This is a genomic window from Azospirillum sp. FG154 (genome assembly GCF_057809575.1).
On sequence record NZ_JBMDKF010000035.1, the window covers coordinates 34,793 to 52,991 of the forward strand.

The window sequence follows — 18,199 nt, forward strand, 5'->3', positions numbered from 1 at the left end:
TCACCGCGCCGTGGTGGCGGCCAGTTCGGTCTTGACCTGGGACAGGATGCGGGCGGCCTCGCTGCCCTGTATGCGGGCGATGTCGTCCTGATACTTCAGCAGCGTGCCCAGCGTGTCGTTGATGACGGAGGGTTCCAACTCCAACTGGTTCAGTTCGACCAGCGCCTGCGCCCAATCCAGCGTTTCCGCCACGCCGGGCGACTTGTAGAGGTCCAAGCCGCGCAGGGATTGGACGAACTCCACCACCTGCGCCGCCAGCCGGGCGTCGGCCTGCGGGGCCTTCAGGGCGACGATTTGCCGTTCGCGCGCCGCCGAGGGGTAATCGACCCAATGATAGAAACACCGGCGCTTCAGCGCGTCGTGGATTTCGCGGGTCCGGTTGGACGTCAGGATGACGATGGGCGGTTCCGGGGCGTGGATCGTGCCAAACTCTGGAATCGTCACCTGAAAGTCGGAGAGGATTTCCAGCAGATACGCCTCGAACGGTTCGTCGGTGCGGTCCAACTCGTCGATCAGCAGCACCGGCGGCCCGGCGGTATCCGCTTCCAACGCCTGCAACAGCGGGCGTTTGATGAGGAAGCGTTCGGAAAACAGATCGGAAGCCAGCGCGTCGCGGTCTTTCGCGCCCGACGCCTCGGCCAGCCGGATTTCCATCATCTGACGGGCGTAGTTCCACTCATAGACGGCGGACGAGGCGTCCAACCCCTCATAGCACTGCAAACGCAGCAGGCGGCGGCCCAGCGTGGCCGACAGCACCTTGGCGATCTCGGTCTTGCCGACCCCGGCCTCGCCCTCCAGAAACAGCGGGCGCTTGAGCTTCAAGGCCAGAAACAGCGCGGTCGCCAGCGAACGGTCGGCGACGTAATCGCCACGGGCAAGCAGGGCCGCCGTGTCATCGACGGAGGCGGGGAGGGCAATCGGCATGGGATCCGTTCGGGTAAAGCGATCATGTTTGCCCTCTCCCATCCCGGGCTACGGCATTCACACATCTTCGGTTTAGGCAACTCATTGGAAGAAAAGAACTTTTCTCCGTCATTCCCGCGAAGGCGGGAATCCAGACTTACCCATAGGGTTCGTCTGGCAAACTCTGGATCCCCGCCTGCGCGGGGATGACGGAAAATCCTTTTCATTTCAATTGGTTGTAGCAAGAAAAAGATGTGTGAATGGCGTAGCCCATCCCGGGAGAGGGAGGGATCCGCCAAAGGCGGGAGGGTGAGGCGAGAATAGCGCGCCTTGATTCTTGGCGCACCCCTCACCCGGCCCTGCGGGCCACCCTCTCCCAAAACGGGAGAGGGCAACATGGCGACCGCTGAATCAGCCCGCCGCCTCAACCGCCCGCTTGGCCATCACGGTGACGAGATGGGCGCGGTAGTCGGCGCTGGCGTGCAGGTCGGCGTTCAGATCGTCGGCGCTGACCGACAGGCCGTTCAAGGCTTCGGCTTTGAAGTTGGCGGCGAGCGCGGCTTCAAAGGCCGGGACGCGGAACACCGACCCGGCGGCCCCGGTCACGGCGACCCGCACCTCCGCCCCGAACTTGGCCACGAAGACGCCGACGATGGCGTAGCGGCTGGCCGGGTTGCGGAACTTGGCGTAGGCCGCCTTGTCGGGCGTGGCGAAACGCACCGAGGTGACGATCTCGCCCGGCTCCAACGCCGTCTCGAACATGCCGGTGAAGAAATCATCCCCGGCGATGGTTCTGCGGTCGGTGGTCAGCGTGGCTTTCAGCGCCACCACCGCCGACGGGTAATCCGCCGACGGGTCGGCGTTGGCGATGGAGCCGCCGAGCGTCCCCATGTTGCGCACCTGCCGGTCGCCGATCCCCTCGGCCAGATGGGCCAGCGCCGGGATGGTCGCCTTGACCAGGGCGGAATGCGCCACCTCGGCGTGGCGGGTGAAGGCGCCGATTGTCAGGCCGCCATCGACCGCCGCGACGCCCTTCATGTCGGGAACGGCGCTGAGATCGACCAGAACCGACGGCTGGGCCAGCCGCTGTTTCAGCGTCGGCAGCAGGGTTTGCCCGCCGCTCAACAATTTGGCCTCGTCCGCCTGGATGGCGGCGACCGCCTCGGCGAGCGACGTGGGCCGTTGGTACGAGAACGCGTACATCGGATCTTCTCCTTCTTACTCAGCGGCCATGGCGGGCGTCGCGTCCTGAATGACGCGCCAGATTTTTTCCGGCGTGGCGGGCATGTCGAGATGGGTGACGCCGAAATCGCCCAGCGCGTCGACCACCGCGTTCATCACGGCGGCGGACGCGCCGATGGTCCCGGCCTCACCGCAGCCCTTCACGCCCAGCGGGTTGTGGGTGCAAGGCTGGTCTTCGTGGTAACGCACGGCGAAGGACGGCACGTCGTCGGCGCGCGGCATGCAGTAATCCATGTAGGAGCCGGTCAGAAGCTGCCCGGATTCATCATCGTAGACGCAATTTTCAAGCAGCGCCTGCCCGATGCCCTGGACGATGCCGCCATGCACCTGCCCCTCGACGATCAGCGGATTGATGACGTTGCCGAAATCATCGACCGCCGAGAAGGCGACGACCTGCGTCACGCCAGTGTCGGGATCAATCTCCACCTCGCAAACATGGCAACCGTTGGGGTAGGTGAAGTTCTTCGGATCGTAGAAAGCCTGCTCGTCCAAGCCCGGTTCCAGCTCGTCGAGCGGGAAATTGTGCGGCACATAGGCTTGCAGGGCGATGTCGCCGATGCCCAGGCTCTTGTCCGTTCCAGCGACGGTGAAGCGGCCTTCCTGGATTTCGATGTCGGTTTCGGCGGCTTCGAGCATGTGGGCGGCGATCTTCTTGGCCTTGCGCTCCACCTTGTCCATCGCCTTGACGATGGCCGAACCACCAACCGCGAGCGAGCGCGAGCCGTAGGTGCCCATGCCGAACGGGATCTTTGACGTGTCGCCGTGAACGATCTCGACATTCTCGATCGGCACGCCGAAACGCTGGGACACCAGTTGAGCGAAGGTGGTTTCGTGGCCCTGGCCGTGGCTGTGCGATCCGGTGAAGACCGTCACCGACCCTGTGGGGTGGAAGCGGACCTCGGCGCTTTCGTACAGACCGGCCCGCGCGCCCAACGCCCCGGCGACGTTGCTCGGCGCGATGCCGCAGGCTTCGATGTAGGTGGAGAAACCGATGCCGCGCAGCTTGCCCTTGGCTTTTGACGCCGCCTTGCGCGCCGCGAAGCCGTCGTAATCGACCAGCGGCAGGGCGATGTCGAGATTCTTGGCGAAGTCGCCGCTGTCATACTGCAAGGCGACCGGCGTCTGATAGGGCATGGCGGAGGCTGGGACGAAGTTCCGCCGCCGAATCTCGACGCGGTCGAGACCCGCCACCCCCGCCGCGATGTCCACCAGCCGTTCGATGAGATAGCAGGCTTCCGGGCGACCGGCCCCGCGATAGGCGTCCACCGGGGCGGTGTTGGTGAAGACGGCCTTCACCTCCGCGTAGATCGCCGGGGTCTTGTACTGACCGGCCAGCAGGGTGGCGTAGAGGTAGGTCGGAACCGACGGCGCGAAGGTCGAAAGATAGGCGCCGAGATTGGCCAGGGTCGCGACGCGCAGCCCCAGGAAATGGCCGTCCTTGTCCATCGCCAGTTCGGCGTGGCTGACATGGTCGCGGCCATGGGCGTCGGTCAGGAAGCTTTCAGAACGGTCGGCGGTCCATTTCACCGGGCGCCCGATCTTCTTCGCCGCCCAGGTGACGACGGCCTCCTCGCCATAATGGAAGATCTTGGAACCGAAACCGCCGCCGACGTCCGGCGCCACCACCCGCAGCTTGTGTTCGGGAATCCCCAGCACGAAGGCCCCCATCAGCAGACGGATGACGTGGGGGTTCTGGCTGGTGGTGGTCAGCGTGTGTTCGCCGCTGGACGGGTCATACTCGCCAAGCGCCGCGCGCGGCTCCATAGCGTTGGGAACCAGCCGATTGTTGACCAGATCAATTTTCGCCACATGGGCGGCTTGGGCGAAGGCGGCGTCCACCGCCGCCTTGTCGCCGAGATGCCAATCGTAACAGACGTTGCCGGGCGCTTCGTCATGCACCTGCGGAGCGTCGGGCGTCGCGGCGCGGGTGGATGCGGCGACGGCGGGCAACTCCTCGTAATCGACCATGACCAGTTCGGCGGCGTCGCGCGCCTGATCCTTGGTCTCGGCGATCACCACGGCGACGGCGTCGCCGACGTAACGGACCCGGCCACGGGCCAGCGGAAAATGCCCCGGCTCCTTCATCGGCGAGCCGTCTTTGGAATGGATCTGCCAGCCGCAGGGCAGGCTGCCGACCTTGTCGGCCTCCATGTCGGCCCCGGTCAGCACGGCGACCACGCCGGGGGCGGCCAGCGCGGCGCTGGCGTCAACGCCCTTGACCAGAGCGTGGGCGTAGGGCGAGCGGACATGAACCATGTGGGTCATGTTCGGGCGCTTGAAGTCGTCCGTGTAATTGCCACGGCCCGTCAGAAACCGAGGATCTTCGCGCCGACGCACCGACGCGCCGACGCCATTGGGGTTCGCCATCTGGTGTATCCTCCCACAATCGACCGTGTTCCGGCCCGTTATGACGAGTGATTGGGACGCGCCGCCGTTAGTCTTTGCCGTTCGCTCGATACTCCGACGTCAGAACTCCGCAATATCCCCAATTCTCGACGTCGATTTCGTCGATCACGATGTGCGTGTGTTCGGGCTTCTTGTTCAGAACACGGACGAGAAGATCCGTTATTCCGCGCACAAGTTCGGCCTTTTGCTCTTTGGTCACACCGTCCTTGGTGATCTTCAGGTTGACGTAAGGCATTCGCCTTCTTCCTCGTTCAAGCGCGCTTCAGGCTGATGGGCGGCCCGCAGAGCGGACATCGCTTCGCTTTGGACGCTCCGCTTACTCGGCGGCGATCTTCGCCGCTTGGTCGGCGTTCATCGCCTCGGCTCCGGCCTGCACCGCCTTCACGATGTTGTGGTAGCCGGTGCAGCGGCAGATGTTGCCCTCCAACCCCTCGCGGATGTCCTGTTCGGACAGGGACGGGTTGCTGTTCACCAGATCCACCGCGCTCATCACCATGCCCGGCGTGCAGAAGCCGCATTGCAGTCCGTGATGCTCGCGAAAGGCCGCCTGCATCGGGTGCAGCGCGCCGTCGGTCGCCGCCAGCCCCTCGATCGTCGTCACGCTCGCGCCGTCCACCTGGAGCGCCAGGGTGGCACAGGACTTGACCGAACGGCCATCGACATGGACGACGCAGGCGCCGCACTGGCTGGTGTCGCACCCGACATGGGTGCCGGTAAGTCCCACATGTTCGCGAAGGAAGGTGACGAGCAGGGTCCGCTCCTCCACCTCGCGCGAGACCGTCTTGCCGTTGACGGTCATCGTAACGGTACAGGGCATTGAAAATCCTCCCGCTGGCTTTGAATGGCTGGCTGTTCTTGGGATCGAGAGTCGGTTGCTGGATCAAGGATAGGGTGTGTCGGTGGGCCAAGGTCAAGCCGTCCGATGGCGGATGGCTAAAAGAAGTGCCTTGAAACCGTCGAAGACTCGGATAGTCCGTACTAGCGTGTAATTTTTCATCGCGTTACAGTGGCTTGGCAATCCCCGCAGCAAGCGGGCGCACCAATGACAATCGGGAGAGTCAGCATGAAACGCCTTGTCGCCGCCGTCGGAGTCTGCCTGTTCGCGTCGCTGCCGGCCCAGGCCGAGTCGTTCATCACCGTGCTGACCGGCGGAACCAGCGGGGTTTACTACCCGTTGGGCGTGGCTCTTTCCAACGTCTATGGCAAGGCGCTGCCAGGCGCGAAAGTGACGGCGCAGGCGACCAAGGCGTCGGTGGAAAACCTCAATCTTCTTCAGGCCGGGCGTGGAGAGATCGGTTTCACGCTGGGCGATTCGCTGGGCGACGCCTGGAAGGGCAACGAGGAGGCGGGCTTCAAAACCAAGTTGTCGAAGCTGCGCACCATCGCCGCCATCTACCCCAACTACATTCAGGTTGTGGCCAGCAAGGAATCGGGAATCAAGACGCTGGCCGACCTGAAGGGAAAACGGATCTCGGTCGGCGCGCCGAAATCGGGGACGGAGTTGAACGCGCGGGCGATCTTCGGCGCCGCCGGTCTGGCCTATAAGGATTTCGCCCGCACCGAATATCTGCCTTTTGGCGAATCGGTCGATCTCATCAAGAATCGCCAGTTGGACGCCACCTTGATTTCCGCTGGGTTGGGCGTCGCCGCGATCAAGGATCTGTCGGCTTCGCAAGAGGTGACGATCGTCAGCATTCCGGCGGATGTGGTGGCCAAGGTCGGCGATCCGGCTTTCATCGCTGAAATGGTTCCCGCCAACACCTATCCGGGGCAGACGGACGCCGTGCCGACCGCCGCCGTCCGCAACCTGTTGGTCACGCATTCCGGCGTGTCGGACGATGCGGCCTACGCCATGACCAAGACGTTGTTCGAGAATCTCGACGCGCTGGCCGCCGCCCATGTCGCCGCCAAACAGATCAAGCTGGACGCCGGGGCCACCCAGTCGCCGACGCCGCTCCATCCCGGCGCGATCAAGTTCTTCAAGGAAAAGGGCCTGATGTGAGCGCGCGTGGACCGGAGCGGGCGCCATGAACGCGAAGACAGACAATGCGGACGCCCAAATCCGCCAAGCCATCGACCGTGAGAACCCGTCCACCGTCATCGCGTTCGAGGGCTTTGACGGCAAGGCTGTGTTTTTGATCGCCGTGGCCTTTTCCATCTTTCAGGTGTGGACCGCCGCCTTCAACCCGCTGTCCAGCATGGTGGTGCGGTCGGTTCATGTCGGCTTTCTGCTGCTGATGACCTACGCTCTGTTCGGCTTCCGGAAAGAGGCGGAACGCAAGAGCGTGCCATGGCACGATTGGCTGTTGGGGCTGACCGCCTTCGCCATCGGCCTGTATCAATATGTGTTCGAGGTTGACCTGATTCAGCGGGCGGGGGATCCGAACGCCACCGACTTGGTGGTTGGAACCATCGCTGTGGCGCTGGTGTTCGAGGGCGCGCGGCGCATCATGGGCGTCGCCTTGCCGATCATGTGCGGCGTCTTCATTCCTTACGCGCTGTTTGGTCGTCATCTGCCCTTCGGGTTGGGGCATCGTGGCTATGATTTTGACCAAGTCATCGACACGCTGTTCCTCTCGACGGAGGGAATCTACGGCACGCCAACCTTCGTGTCGTCCAGCTACATCTTTTTGTTCATCCTGTTCGGCGCCTTTCTGGAACGGGCTGGGATGATTAAGCTTTTCAATGACCTTTCTTTGGGTTTGGTCGGCCACGCCAAAGGCGGACCGGCCAAGGTCGCGGTCATTTCCTCCGGTTTGATGGGAACCATCAACGGATCGGGCGTGGCCAACGTGCTGACCACCGGGCAATTCACCATCCCGCTGATGATGCGCTTTGGCTACCGCCCAGCCTTTGCCGGGGCGGTCGAGGCGACGGCCAGCATGGGCGGTCAGTTGATGCCGCCGGTGATGGGGGCCGCCGCCTTCATCATGGCGGAAACCATCGGCGTTCCCTACAGCGAGGTGGCGATGGCCGCCACCATTCCGGCCATCCTGTATTTCGGCAGCGCCTTTTGGATGGTCCATCTGGAAGCTGGAATGCGCAATCTCGTTGGTCTGCCACGCGATCAATGCCCGAACGCTCTGCGGGCGGTGATCGAGGGCTGGTATCTGATCCTGCCGCTCGCCGCCTTGGTCTATCTGCTGTTTTCCGGCTTTACTCCGCTGTTCGCCGGGGTGATGGGGATCGCGGCGACAGCGGCGCTGATTCTGGGCATGCGCATCGTCACCACCATCGGGCCGTTTGGACTGCGGGTGGCCTTTTGGATTGTGGTCGGTTTGGCCGCCGCAGGGCTGTGGCGGTTGGGGCTGCGCACGGAGCATCTGGCCTTCACCATGGTGGTCCTGCTCGTCATTCCCTGCCTGCTGTTTCGGGGCGGGCGGGAAACCCTGTCGCTGGTGGTGCACAGCATTGCCGACGGCGCCAAGAACGCCGTCGGCGTCGGCGTCGCCTGCGCGCTGGTCGGCGTGTTGATCGGCATGATGACGCTGACCGGGCTGGCGTCGAGCTTCGCCTCCACCATCGTCGATTGGTCGGGCGGGAATCTGCTGGCGGCGCTGGTGCTGACGATGATCGCCTGCATCGTCCTTGGCACTGGGCTGCCGACGACGGCCAACTACATCATCACCGCGTCCATCGCCGCCCCGGCCCTGCTGACCATGGGCGTGCCGCTGATCGTCTCGCACATGTTCGTCTTTTATTTCGGCATCATGGCCGATTTGACGCCGCCGGTGGCGCTGGCCGCGCTCGCCGCCTCGTCGATCTGCAAGGCCGATCACATGGACATCGGCTGGATCGCCACCCGCATCGCCATGGCCGGGTACGTCGTTCCGTTCATGGCGGTCTATGATCCCGCTTTGGTTCTGCAAAGCGGCGATTGGCTTGCCGTGGCCTATGTTTTCATCAAGGCCTGCGTCGCCATCGCGCTGTGGGGAGCGGCGACCATCGGCTTTTTCTGGACCCCCTTGTCGATGCCAGCGCGGATCTACGCCGCCGCCACGTCTTTTTTGTTCGTGGTGGCTTTGCCAATGACCGACGAGGTGGCCTTCGTCATGACCGGTCTGTTCCTGATCTGGCAGCGCCGCCAACAGCGGGCGCTGGCGGCGGTTTCAGCGTGAGCGGTCGATGATCGGTCTGTGCGTGGCGGCGCTGGGCGGCGCCCTGCTCGCCACGTTGCCGGGGGAATCCTTCACCCTGTCCTGGACCCATTCGGTGGAGAAGACCGAATGGCGAGAGGAGTGGCGGGTGGCGGAAGGGCGCATGATCCTAAGCGAAGCGCGCGTTCGGGGAACCGGCGCGGGCATGGAGCCTGGACCAGACGCTCGTCTGATCGGCGGCTGGTGGGTGTGGACGCCACGCCTGCCGCCGCAAGACAGCGTGACGTTGGCGGCGTCGGGTTTCACCGGCGATCATCGGCTGTGCGCCGGAAAGGACTGCCGGTTTTTGAGCGCCTGGACCGGGCGGGCAGGGGAGCCGGTTGTTTTGCGCCCCTGCCATACGGGCTACGAAAGTTCATCGCCATCCCGGCCTTAGCGTCTTGGCTTCGCCGGGATCAAACCGCATACTCCGGCACCTTTTCCCGCCGGCGCCTTGGACCGATGACCATGCAGATATCCCTTCGCCGCGCCCTCGCGCTGTCGCTTCTTTTGATCGCCCTTGTCGGAATCGGCGCGCCCGGAAGCGCTTGGGCGGCGGAGGGCGGCGCGCCTCATCTCGACGGTCGGGCGATGGGCGCGCTGTGGGTGGTTCCATTCGCTGGGATTCTCCTGTCCATCGCCCTGTTTCCGCTTCTGGCTCCGATGGTCTGGCACCATCATTTCGGCAAAATCTCCGCCGCCTGGGCCTTGGCCTTCCTGCTGCCTTTCGCCGCGTCTTTTGGTGTGGAACTGGCGGCGTATGAGCTGTTGCACACGGTTCTGTTGGAATACATCCCCTTCATCGTTCTGCTGACCGCGCTGTTCACCGTGGCGGGCGGGGTGCGGTTGGTCGGATCGCTGGTGGGAACGCCGCTGGCCAACACGGTTGGCTTGGCGTTGGGAACGGCGTTGGCCAGCCTGATGGGAACGACGGGCGCGTCGATGCTGCTGATCCGTCCGCTGCTGCGCGCCAACGAACACCGCCGCCACAAGGTCCACACGGTGGTGTTTTTCATCTTCCTGGTGTCGAACGTCGGCGGTTCGCTGACGCCGCTGGGCGACCCGCCGCTGTTTCTGGGCTTTCTGAAGGGCGTCGATTTCTTCTGGCCGACAACCCATCTGTTGGGGCCGATGGCCTTCCTGTCCGGCCTGCTGCTGGCGATCTATTTCGTCCTGGATCTGGTCCTGCACACCCGCGATCCCGGCAAACACCCGCTGATCGAAGGCGTGCATGAGCGCGAACCGGTTCGGATTGAGGGTGGCGTCAATCTGCTTCTGCTCGTCGCCATCATCGGCGCGGTTTTGCTGAGCGGCGTTTGGCATCCTGGCGTCGGCGTCACGCTGTTCCACGTCACGGTTCCGGTGGAGAGCGTCGCCTCGCAGATTTTGCTGGTCGGCATCACGGTTCTGTCGCTGACGCTGACCAGCGAAAAAAGCCGCCGTTTGAACGGATTCAGTTGGGGGCCGATGATCGAGGTCGCCAAGCTGTTCGCCGCTATTTTTCTGACCATCATCCCCGCCATCGCCATTCTGAAGGCGGGAACCGACGGCGCGCTGGGCGCGATCATCGCGGCGGTGAACGATGGCGGCAAACCCAACCCCGCCGCCTATTTCTGGGCGGCGGGCATCTTGTCGAGCTTCCTCGACAACGCGCCGACCTATCTGATCTTCTTCAATACGGCGGGCGGCGACGCCGCGACGCTGATGGGCGATCTGGCCCTGACCCTGACGGCGATTTCCGCCGGGGCGGTCTTCATGGGGGCCAACAGCTACATCGGCAACGCCCCCAACTTCATGGTCAAGGCGATCGCCGAAGAGCGCGGCGTCGCCATGCCGAGCTTCTTCGGCTATATGGTGTGGTCCTTTGGCATCCTGGTGCCGCTGCTGGGGTTGACCACGCTGGTCTTTTTTCTCTGACGGAGGACTTGAGTCGGGCAGGGGCGGGGCGTCACGCCTCGCCACGCTCCTCCCGCTTGGCCTGTTGCCAGAAGGCTTCCATCTCGTCGAGCGTGGCGTCTTCCGGCTTGCGGCCTTGGTCGGCCAGCAGGGCTTCGATGCGGTGAAAGCGGCGCTCGAACTTGGCGTTGGCGCCGCGCAGCGCCGTTTCCGGTTCGACCTTCAGGCGACGACCGAGGTTGACCAGGGCGAACAGCAGGTCGCCCAACTCGTCGGCGACGCGGTCTTGCGCTGATCCTGCGTCCATCTCAACACGCAGTTCCTGGATCTCCTCCTCGATCTTGTCGAGGATGTCGCGGGCGTCGGTCCAGTCAAAACCGACCCGCGCCGCGCGGTTTTGCAGCTTCAGCGCGCGGGTCAACGCGGGCAGGGCAGGGATGACGCCCTCCAGCGCCGACGGGGCGCGGCCCTCCTCGGCGGCCTTGGCGGCGCGTTCGGCGGCTTTGTGCTCTTCCCAACGCGAGGTCTGTTGATCGGCGCTGTTGATCTCCTCGGGGCCGAAGACGTGGGGATGGCGGCGGATCATCTTGTCGGTGATGACGCCTGCGACCTCCTCGAAATCGAACAGGCCTTCCTCGCGCGCCATTTGGCTGTAATAGACGACCTGGAACAGCAGATCGCCCAATTCCTCCCGCAACGCGGCTTTGTCGTTCTTTTCAATGGCGTCGGCGACCTCATAGGCTTCTTCGATGGTGTGCGGCGCGATGGTCTTGTAGGTTTGCACCAGATCCCACGGGCATCCACCATTGGGATCGCGCAACCGCGCCATGACGTCGATGAGCCGGTCGATGTTGCGGGCCATGATCTTCGGGTCTCCGAGAAGCGAAAAAACCTGTTGAATTTGACCGGAACCATAGCCGACCGGCCCGGACATTTCCCGCAGATTCAAGTTGAAGCGCGACGTCCGGTGGTTATGTATGACTATAATCCTTCCCGCCTACACATCAAAAACACATAATTATGATTATGGAAAATAATGGGTGAGATTCGGGAAGTAGGGCGGCTTCGCCGAACGACGCGCCTGTCACAGGTCGCGCCATCAGCCATTCTTCCGATCCGACGGGCGATGGTCTATCGTCGCCAGCGATGATTGTCCAATACAAGGCGATGCAAGGATGGCGCGTTCGACGGTGCGGTTTTTTGGCTGGGCCGCTCTTCTTATGGCCGGATTGGCGGCGGGTGGCGGTTCATCAATCGCCAACGCCCAGGGCGCGACCGCAACACACGGAACCCCGCAAACCGCGCCGCTGAGCTGCGCCAAGCCCGCGACCCCGGTGGATCGCACGCTGTGCGCCAGCGCCGACCTCAAGGTTTCGGTGGAGGACGTCGCCACCACGCTGCGCGAGACGTTGGCCAACACTCCGGTCAGCGAACGCGACGCGGTTCTGCGCGGCCAGCAAAGCTTTCTGGCAGAACGCGATCGGATCTGCGCGGACCGCGCCAACATCGACGCCTGCCTGCGGCTGTACAACAAGCGCGTCGGCGACATCCAGGCGCTGAACAGCGCCGCGCAGAGGAGGCTTGCGGCCATCGCCGCCGCCATTCCCAAGGATCCGAAGGCCGCCGTCGCCGCGCTCCAGCGTTATGACGGCCCAGCGGCCAAGGCGTGGTTGATCTATCTGCTTCAGTCCGGCATGGCCGCGCCGCCGGACAAGGACGCGCCCCGGGAAGCCATGGTTCGGTCGCTGACGACCGCCATTCTCCGCGATCTGATGCCTGATCCCGACATGCAAGAGGAACTGGTCAAATTGGGCGACGTCGCCGCCGCCCCGGTGGGGTCCGCTCTGCTGCTGCTGCGCCATGTGCTGTCCACCACCGAAATGGACGCCCCCTGCTTCCTGTTCACCAAACACGGTGTAACCGCCTTCGAGGCCTTTGGCGCCTTCTGGAACAGCAGCCGGGACGCCTCCCCCGCCCTGTGCAACGCCTCGGTCTCCGTGTTCGATCTGCCGGAATGGAAGAAAATTATAGCCCGGATGTCGCCGAACACGCCTCCGGGGCAAGAGGACAGCGGCGGCCTCCTCCGTCAGAATGGCGGTCGTCAAACCGAGATTGACGCGCTGCAAGCCTCGCTGATGCCCGCCACCCTGCTCGACCCGCCGCAGTCGGAGGACGCCAAACTGGCGGCGGAACAGCGCAAGGCCGTGCTGGCCGCTTTCCGCGCGTGGCGCGATTTCAATGTGTGGTCGGAGGCCGATTACAAAGCGACGGTCGCCGCCCTGCCCGCCGCGATCAGCGCCACCGCCAAACTGTACCGGGACACATTCAACCTCGCCCCGTCGCTGGCCGAGCAGGCGGCGCGCGCCGCCGCCGACCGACTCATCGCGTCCCACCTGTCGGCGCTGATGCAGGACGAATGAGCGACCGCCCTGCCCGCCGCCAATCCGATGGATTGGCGGCGGTTGTGGCGGCAACCCTGGCTCGTCACGTCAACCCTGGTTTCAGGCGGCTTGCGCCCGCGCCGACTGGACGTCGCCCTTGCGGTTCAGCGCCTTGGCGAGCGCGTCCACCCGGCGCTGCACCGCTTCGCCCGACGGCACGCTGCCGTCCTCCGGCAAGGTTAGGACCAACCGCTCGCCGTTGATCTTCAGAGAGGTCCGCTTCAGCAGGCCGGTGGCGCCGCCTGACAAGGTGTGCGCCAGACGCAGCGCCAGCCCCAAAACCAAGGCGCGAAGCCCCTGCCCTTCCGAAGCCAAAGACCGCGCGCTGACCGTGGCTGGCGAGTCAATCGTCCCAGCGTAACGCGCGTAGGCCGACAGCGCCAGAAACGCCCGCTCGTCATGGTCAAGCGCCGGAAACGGGTAGCGCAGGATGCGCAAAAAGGCGTGGTCTGCCCGATAGTCAGGATGCTCAGCCCAACCAATGTCGCTCAACAAACAGGCGGCATGACGCAAACGGATGGCGTTGTCGTCCTCGCCCGCGAACAGACCGGCGGTCCAGTCGGTCAACAGCGACGAATCCCCCATCCGCACGAAGCGCCGCGCCCAATCGGCGGCGGACGCCAACAACGGATCCTCGCGTTGGCCTTCGGGCGACAGCAGCGAAAAGAGATGCCCCTCGCGCAGGCCATAGGCGGAAAACACCACTTTGGATGGTTGCGCCGCCCGCAACAGCCGCTCGAACACCAGAGCGGCGAAGGGCAGCGTGTCCAGGCGGCGGCGCGATCCGGCCATCTTTTCCAGCGACGAGCGGCTTTGCCGCCCCATCAGCGCGGCGAACTCCCGCGCCTCAACCGCCGGAAGGGTGTAATGGTGGATGATGTGCAGCGGCGCGCTGGTCTGTTCCATGTGCAGCTTGGCGATGGCGCGCCAGCTTCCGCCCACCGGGTAGAAGGGCCGACCTTTGGCCTTGTGCAGCCAAGGCAGCGATTCCAGATGCTGGTCGATCAGGCGGATCAGGCCATTTTGGCGGGTGACGCCGGTTTCCATCAACCGCAGCGGGCCGAGCGGCAGAGTCACCTGCTCCCCAATCACGCCGCGATCCAGCCCGACCAGCTCCAGGCTGCCGCCGCCCAGATCGCCGACCAACCCGTCGGCCTCCGGCGTGCCGGACAGCACGCCCATGGCGGAGAGCCGCGCCTCTTCCTCGCCGCTGATGACGCGGACGGTCAGGCCGGTGCGGCGTTCAATCGATTCGACGAAGGCCGCGCCGTCCTTCGCGTCGCGCACCGCCGCCGTGGCGATCACGTCGAGGCGGGCGATCTCCATTCCGGCGGTCAGGCTGGCGAAACGTTCCAAGGCGGTCAACGCCTGGGCGACGCCGTCGGGGTTGAGCGTTCCCGCCTTTTCCACGCCGCGCCCCAGACCGCACAGAACCTTTTCGTTGAACAGCGCCATTGGCGAGCGCGTCAACCCATCATAGACGACCAACCGGATCGAATTCGATCCGATGTCGATCACCGCGACCCGCTCAGCGCCATGGCGTGCATGACCGGAAAGCAGCGGGCCGCCCCCCAGCGAGGGCGTGACCGACGCGATCACGCGATTGTCGTCCATAACCATCATCGACTCCATCACCCGGGCGTCACGACACCGTGCGGAGCATCAAGCGCGGCGGCGTGCGTTTGCTGCTCAAGGCGCTGCCCCGGCCCGACAGGCTGGGGTTGGTCATGAAGTAATTGTGGACGCTGAACGCGTCTGGGCCAGCCTTGATGCGATGATACACGCCATCGGGGCAAAGTTTCCAGGTGCTGGCCTCGTCCTTCAGATTGCCGACCATGATCTGGTCAAGCACCTGCTCGTGGACCGTCGGGTTTTCGATGGGAACCAGCGTCTCGATCCGGCGATCCAGATTGCGGGTCATCCAGTCGGCCGAGGAGATGAAGATCTTCGCTTGCGTGCTGGGCAGGCCATGACCGTTGCCAAAGCAGATCACCCGACCATGCTCCAGGAAGCGACCGACGACGCTGCGCACGCGGATGTTTTCCGACAACCCCTTGACGCCCGGACGCAGGCAGCAGATGCCGCGAATCACCATGTCGATCTGCACGCCCGCCTGCGACGCCTTGTAAAGCTGGTCGATGATGGTCGGATCGACCAACGAATTCAGCTTCACCCAAATGGCCGCCGGACGACCAGCGTTGGCGTGGGTGATTTCCGCCTCGATCAGGTCGGTCAGGCGCTGGCGCAGAGTGATCGGCGCGATGGCGATCTTTTCCAACAGCTTCGGCGTGGCGTAGCCGGTCATAAAGTTGAACATCACCGCCGCGTCATGGCAGAGCGCCGGATCGCAGGTGAAGAAAGACAAGTCGGTGTAAATTTTCGCGGTGATCGGGTGATAATTGCCCGTTCCGAAATGGACGTAGCTGCGCAGCGCCTTGTTCTCGCGACGGACCACCATCGACACCTTGGCGTGCGTTTTCAGATCGACGAAGCCATAGACGACCTGAGCGCCCGCGCGTTCCAAATCGCGCGCCCAGCGGATGTTGGCCTCTTCGTCGAAGCGCGCCTTCAACTCGATCAGCGCCGTCACCGACTTGCCCGCCTCCGCCGCCTCGATCAGCGCGGCGACGATGGGGCTGTCTTTGCTGGTGCGGTAGAGCGTCTGCTTGATGGCGACGACCTGCGGGTCACGCGCCGCTTGCCGAATGAACTGCACCACCACGTCAAAGCTCTCATACGGGTGGTGGACGACGATGTCCTTGTGGCGGATGGCGGCGAAGCAGTCGCCGCCGAAATCGCGAATCCGTTCCGGGAAGCGGGCGTTGAAGGGGCGGAAGACCAGATCCGGACGCTCGTCCACGATCAACTGCTTGGTGTCCACCAGTCCAATCAGCCCATCAAGTTCAAACACGTCGTCCGGCGGCACCTTCAACTCGCTGCGCAGGAAGTCACGCAGGTCGGCGGCCATGTGGTTGTCTGTGGCCAAGCGGATGACGCTGCCCCGACGGCGGCGTTTCAGCGCGGATTCGAAGGTGCTGACCAGATCCTCGGCCTCTTCCTCAATTTCCATTTCGCTGTCGCGCAGGACGCGAAAAACACCGTTCGCCTTGACCTGGAACGGAGGGAACAGACGGTCGATGAACAGCATCACCGTCTTTTCCAATTGGATGAAGCGAATCTCCGATCCCGGCAGGCGGATGAAGCGTTCAAGCTGCGAAGGCAGCGGCACCAGAGCGTCGATGTGGCGCGACTTCACCGGGTCGTGCAGTTGCAGGGCGATGGAAAAGCCCAGATTGGGCAGAAACGGGAAGGGGTGGGCCGGATCGACGGCGATAGGGGTCAGAATCGGAAAAATATCGTCGAGGAACTTGGCCTCCAGCCAATCTTTTTCCGATTCGGTCAGCTCCTCGGGATCGACGACGGAGATTCCCGCTGCGCGCATTTCACCCTTCAGCGTGCGCCACATCGCCTGCTGACTGTCCATCAGTTCGACGATGCGGGCCTTGACGGCGCTCAACTGCTGGGCAGGAGTCAGGTTTTCCGGGCTGGGGGTCTTCACTCCAGCCGCCACCTGGCCCTTCAGACCGGCGACGCGCACCATGTAGAATTCGTCGAGGTTGCTGGCCGAAATCGACAGGAAGCGCAGCCGCTCCAGCAACGGGTGGCTGGGATTTTCCGCTTCGTCCAGGACGCGCTGGTTGAACGCCAGCCACGACAGCTCACGGTTGATGAAGCGTTCCGGGGCAGTCGCTTCAATGCAAACCGCATCGAGATCCTGGAGATTGGTCACGGCAGCCTCTGATGTTCGTTCGGGTGCGCCGGTGATCGGCGCGGTCAAAGCTCAGGGCGACAACTCTACCCCATTTGCGTTACGATTTCAGGACTCCCGTTGTTTTCCCTCTCGCCGCCCTGTGCGTTTTCCTGGATTAGCCTCGCCATGAAGACATTGTTCCTGCTGCGCCACGCCAAATCCTCGTGGGATTGCCCGGCCACCGGCGATCACGACCGTCCGCTCGCTCCACGCGGTGAAAAGGCGGCGACTCTGGTCGGCAACCACTTGCGGCTGCACCACGCGCGCGTCGATCTGGTGCTCTGCTCGACCGCGTTGCGCGCGGTGGAAACGCGCAAGCGGGTGATGGCGGCCATGGGATCGCCTTTTCCCCCGGTGGAGCATGAACGGGGATTGTATCTGTGCGGCGCGCGGACCCTGCTGGAGCGGTTGCGCGACGCGCCGGAGTCCGCCACCGGGTTGATGTTGATCGCTCACAACCCCGACCTGCACGAGTTGGCCCAAGAGCTGACGGGAAGCGGCGACCACGGCCACCGTCAGGATCTGGCGGAAAAATACCCAACCGGCTCCTGCGCCGTCTTGGTGTTCGAGACGATGCGGTGGCGCGATCTGGATCTGGGGGCCGGGCGGCTGGCCGATTTTGTGCAGCCGCGCAAACTCTCTTAACGCGGCGCCGCATCTTGGGGTATCCACGGATCCGACCGACCGGAAGGAGCCACCCGTTTGCCCCCAGTCACCCCCGACGCGCCGCCCAACGGCCCCACCAACCCGGCGTCCTCCCCGGTCGCCAAGGGAACCGCCGTTCGCGAGGTGGAACTGAAACTCCACGTCGCCCCGGCGGATCTGGCGCGCGTGGTTGCTCTTCCCAGCGTGTTGGAGCAGGCGGAAGGCGCGGCGACGGTGCGCCATCTGCGCACGGTCTATTTCGACACCCCTGATTTGCGGCTGTTCGCCCAGGGCGTGGCCTTGCGGGTGCGGCAAGACGGCGACCGCTTCATCCAAACCCTGAAGACGGTGAACAGCGCCACTTCCAGCGATTCGGCGGGCGTGGCGGTGCGCCGCGAGTGGGATTGGCCGGTGACGGGCGAGGCGCTGGATCTGTCGGTGTTCGCCGCCGAAAGCCTCGCCGGTCTGGTGCCTGTTGACGCGCGCGCGGCGCTTGCTCCGCAGTTCGTGACCGATTTCCACCGAACCACGCTGTTGATCCGCCCGGATCCTCGGACCGCCATCGAATTGGCGGTGGATGAGGGGATGATCGAGGCGGGTGGACGCTCTCACCCGATCAGCGAGGTCGAATTGGAATTGAAGGCGGGCCGGGTCGCCCGCCTGTTCGACGTGGCGTTGCGCCTGCAAAACGCCGTGGGGGGGGGGGGGGGGGGGGGGGG

15 protein-coding genes are annotated in these 18,199 nt (G+C 64.2%); 7 read left to right on the top strand and 8 right to left on the bottom strand.

The annotated features are described in order from the left end of the window. The 5 genes from ACODS4_RS25855 to ACODS4_RS25875 all read right to left on the bottom strand — a co-directional run bounded on the left by ACODS4_RS25855 (position 1) and on the right by ACODS4_RS25875 (position 5,368). The gene (locus ACODS4_RS25855; protein ID WP_488868541.1) at positions 1-924 is read right to left on the bottom strand and encodes an AAA family ATPase; all 924 of its coding nucleotides are present in this window, start codon (positions 922-924) and stop codon (positions 1-3) included. A gap of 390 nt (positions 925-1,314) precedes the next feature. Then, a complete protein-coding gene (locus tag ACODS4_RS25860; RefSeq protein WP_488868542.1) occupies positions 1,315-2,106 on the bottom strand; it encodes an FAD binding domain-containing protein in 792 nt (263 codons plus the stop codon). 15 nt (positions 2,107-2,121) lie between these two features. Continuing rightward, positions 2,122-4,512, bottom strand: coding sequence for a xanthine dehydrogenase family protein molybdopterin-binding subunit (locus ACODS4_RS25865; RefSeq protein ID WP_488868543.1), 2,391 nt, complete (start codon positions 4,510-4,512; stop codon positions 2,122-2,124). Between the two features lie 67 nt (positions 4,513-4,579). Next, positions 4,580-4,786, bottom strand: coding sequence for a tautomerase family protein (locus ACODS4_RS25870; protein WP_298378326.1), 207 nt, complete (start codon positions 4,784-4,786; stop codon positions 4,580-4,582). Positions 4,787-4,867: 81 nt separating this feature from the next. After that, a complete protein-coding gene (locus ACODS4_RS25875) occupies positions 4,868-5,368 on the bottom strand; it encodes a (2Fe-2S)-binding protein (protein WP_488868544.1) in 501 nt (166 codons plus the stop codon). A gap of 246 nt (positions 5,369-5,614) precedes the next feature. Here ACODS4_RS25875 and ACODS4_RS25880 point away from each other — a divergent pair, with 246 nt between their 5' ends. The 4 genes from ACODS4_RS25880 to ACODS4_RS25895 all read left to right on the top strand — a co-directional run bounded on the left by ACODS4_RS25880 (position 5,615) and on the right by ACODS4_RS25895 (position 10,604). Further along, a complete protein-coding gene (locus tag ACODS4_RS25880) occupies positions 5,615-6,553 on the top strand; it encodes a TAXI family TRAP transporter solute-binding subunit (RefSeq protein ID WP_488868545.1) in 939 nt (312 codons plus the stop codon). 25 nt (positions 6,554-6,578) lie between these two features. Then, a complete protein-coding gene (locus tag ACODS4_RS25885; RefSeq protein WP_488868546.1) occupies positions 6,579-8,669 on the top strand; it encodes a TRAP transporter permease in 2,091 nt (696 codons plus the stop codon). Positions 8,670-8,676: 7 nt separating this feature from the next. Next, complete coding sequence (locus ACODS4_RS25890; RefSeq protein WP_488868547.1) at positions 8,677-9,084, top strand: DUF1850 domain-containing protein; 408 nt, start codon at positions 8,677-8,679, stop codon at positions 9,082-9,084. 71 nt (positions 9,085-9,155) lie between these two features. Continuing rightward, on the top strand, positions 9,156-10,604 hold the full coding sequence (locus ACODS4_RS25895) for a sodium:proton antiporter (RefSeq protein ID WP_488868548.1): 1,449 nt from the start codon (positions 9,156-9,158) through the stop codon (positions 10,602-10,604). A 31-nt stretch (positions 10,605-10,635) separates the two neighbouring features. Here the strand turns inward: ACODS4_RS25895 and mazG are convergent, their stop codons facing one another. Then, the gene (gene mazG / locus ACODS4_RS25900) at positions 10,636-11,445 is read right to left on the bottom strand and encodes a nucleoside triphosphate pyrophosphohydrolase (protein WP_488868549.1); all 810 of its coding nucleotides are present in this window, start codon (positions 11,443-11,445) and stop codon (positions 10,636-10,638) included. 313 nt (positions 11,446-11,758) lie between these two features. Here mazG and ACODS4_RS25905 point away from each other — a divergent pair, with 313 nt between their 5' ends. After that, the gene (locus tag ACODS4_RS25905) at positions 11,759-13,003 is read left to right on the top strand and encodes a lysozyme inhibitor LprI family protein (protein ID WP_488868550.1); all 1,245 of its coding nucleotides are present in this window, start codon (positions 11,759-11,761) and stop codon (positions 13,001-13,003) included. Between the two features lie 81 nt (positions 13,004-13,084). On the opposite strand, the gene ACODS4_RS25910 is transcribed toward ACODS4_RS25905, so the two are convergent. Further along, positions 13,085-14,638, bottom strand: coding sequence for a Ppx/GppA phosphatase family protein (locus ACODS4_RS25910; protein WP_488868551.1), 1,554 nt, complete (start codon positions 14,636-14,638; stop codon positions 13,085-13,087). 28 nt (positions 14,639-14,666) lie between these two features. Then, a complete protein-coding gene (locus tag ACODS4_RS25915) occupies positions 14,667-16,814 on the bottom strand; it encodes an RNA degradosome polyphosphate kinase (RefSeq protein WP_488868552.1) in 2,148 nt (715 codons plus the stop codon). A 147-nt stretch (positions 16,815-16,961) separates the two neighbouring features. Here ACODS4_RS25915 and ACODS4_RS25920 point away from each other — a divergent pair, with 147 nt between their 5' ends. Together ACODS4_RS25920 and ACODS4_RS25925 are read left to right on the top strand one after the other, a co-directional pair. Then, entirely contained in the window at positions 16,962-17,480 is a 519-nt protein-coding gene (locus ACODS4_RS25920) for a SixA phosphatase family protein (RefSeq protein ID WP_488868553.1), read from the top strand. Positions 17,481-17,537: 57 nt separating this feature from the next. Next, the coding region (locus tag ACODS4_RS25925) for a CYTH domain-containing protein (RefSeq protein WP_488868554.1) at positions 17,538-18,199 on the top strand (662 nt) is incomplete at its 3' end.

Coding starts and splice junctions, on each gene's coding strand:
- ACODS4_RS25920 (WP_488868553.1), top strand. CDS start 16,962: ATGAAGACATTGTTCCTGCTGCGCCACGCCAAATCCTCGTGGGATTGC.
- ACODS4_RS25870 (WP_298378326.1), bottom strand. CDS start 4,786: ATGCCTTACGTCAACCTGAAGATCACCAAGGACGGTGTGACCAAAGAG.
- ACODS4_RS25880 (WP_488868545.1), top strand. CDS start 5,615: ATGAAACGCCTTGTCGCCGCCGTCGGAGTCTGCCTGTTCGCGTCGCTG.
- ACODS4_RS25895 (WP_488868548.1), top strand. CDS start 9,156: ATGCAGATATCCCTTCGCCGCGCCCTCGCGCTGTCGCTTCTTTTGATC.
- ACODS4_RS25885 (WP_488868546.1), top strand. CDS start 6,579: ATGAACGCGAAGACAGACAATGCGGACGCCCAAATCCGCCAAGCCATC.
- ACODS4_RS25860 (WP_488868542.1), bottom strand. CDS start 2,106: ATGTACGCGTTCTCGTACCAACGGCCCACGTCGCTCGCCGAGGCGGTC.
- ACODS4_RS25865 (WP_488868543.1), bottom strand. CDS start 4,512: ATGGCGAACCCCAATGGCGTCGGCGCGTCGGTGCGTCGGCGCGAAGAT.
- ACODS4_RS25855 (WP_488868541.1), bottom strand. CDS start 924: ATGCCGATTGCCCTCCCCGCCTCCGTCGATGACACGGCGGCCCTGCTT.
- ACODS4_RS25905 (WP_488868550.1), top strand. CDS start 11,759: ATGGCGCGTTCGACGGTGCGGTTTTTTGGCTGGGCCGCTCTTCTTATG.
- ACODS4_RS25890 (WP_488868547.1), top strand. CDS start 8,677: ATGATCGGTCTGTGCGTGGCGGCGCTGGGCGGCGCCCTGCTCGCCACG.
- mazG (WP_488868549.1), bottom strand. CDS start 11,445: ATGGCCCGCAACATCGACCGGCTCATCGACGTCATGGCGCGGTTGCGC.
- ACODS4_RS25910 (WP_488868551.1), bottom strand. CDS start 14,638: ATGGACGACAATCGCGTGATCGCGTCGGTCACGCCCTCGCTGGGGGGC.
- ACODS4_RS25875 (WP_488868544.1), bottom strand. CDS start 5,368: ATGCCCTGTACCGTTACGATGACCGTCAACGGCAAGACGGTCTCGCGC.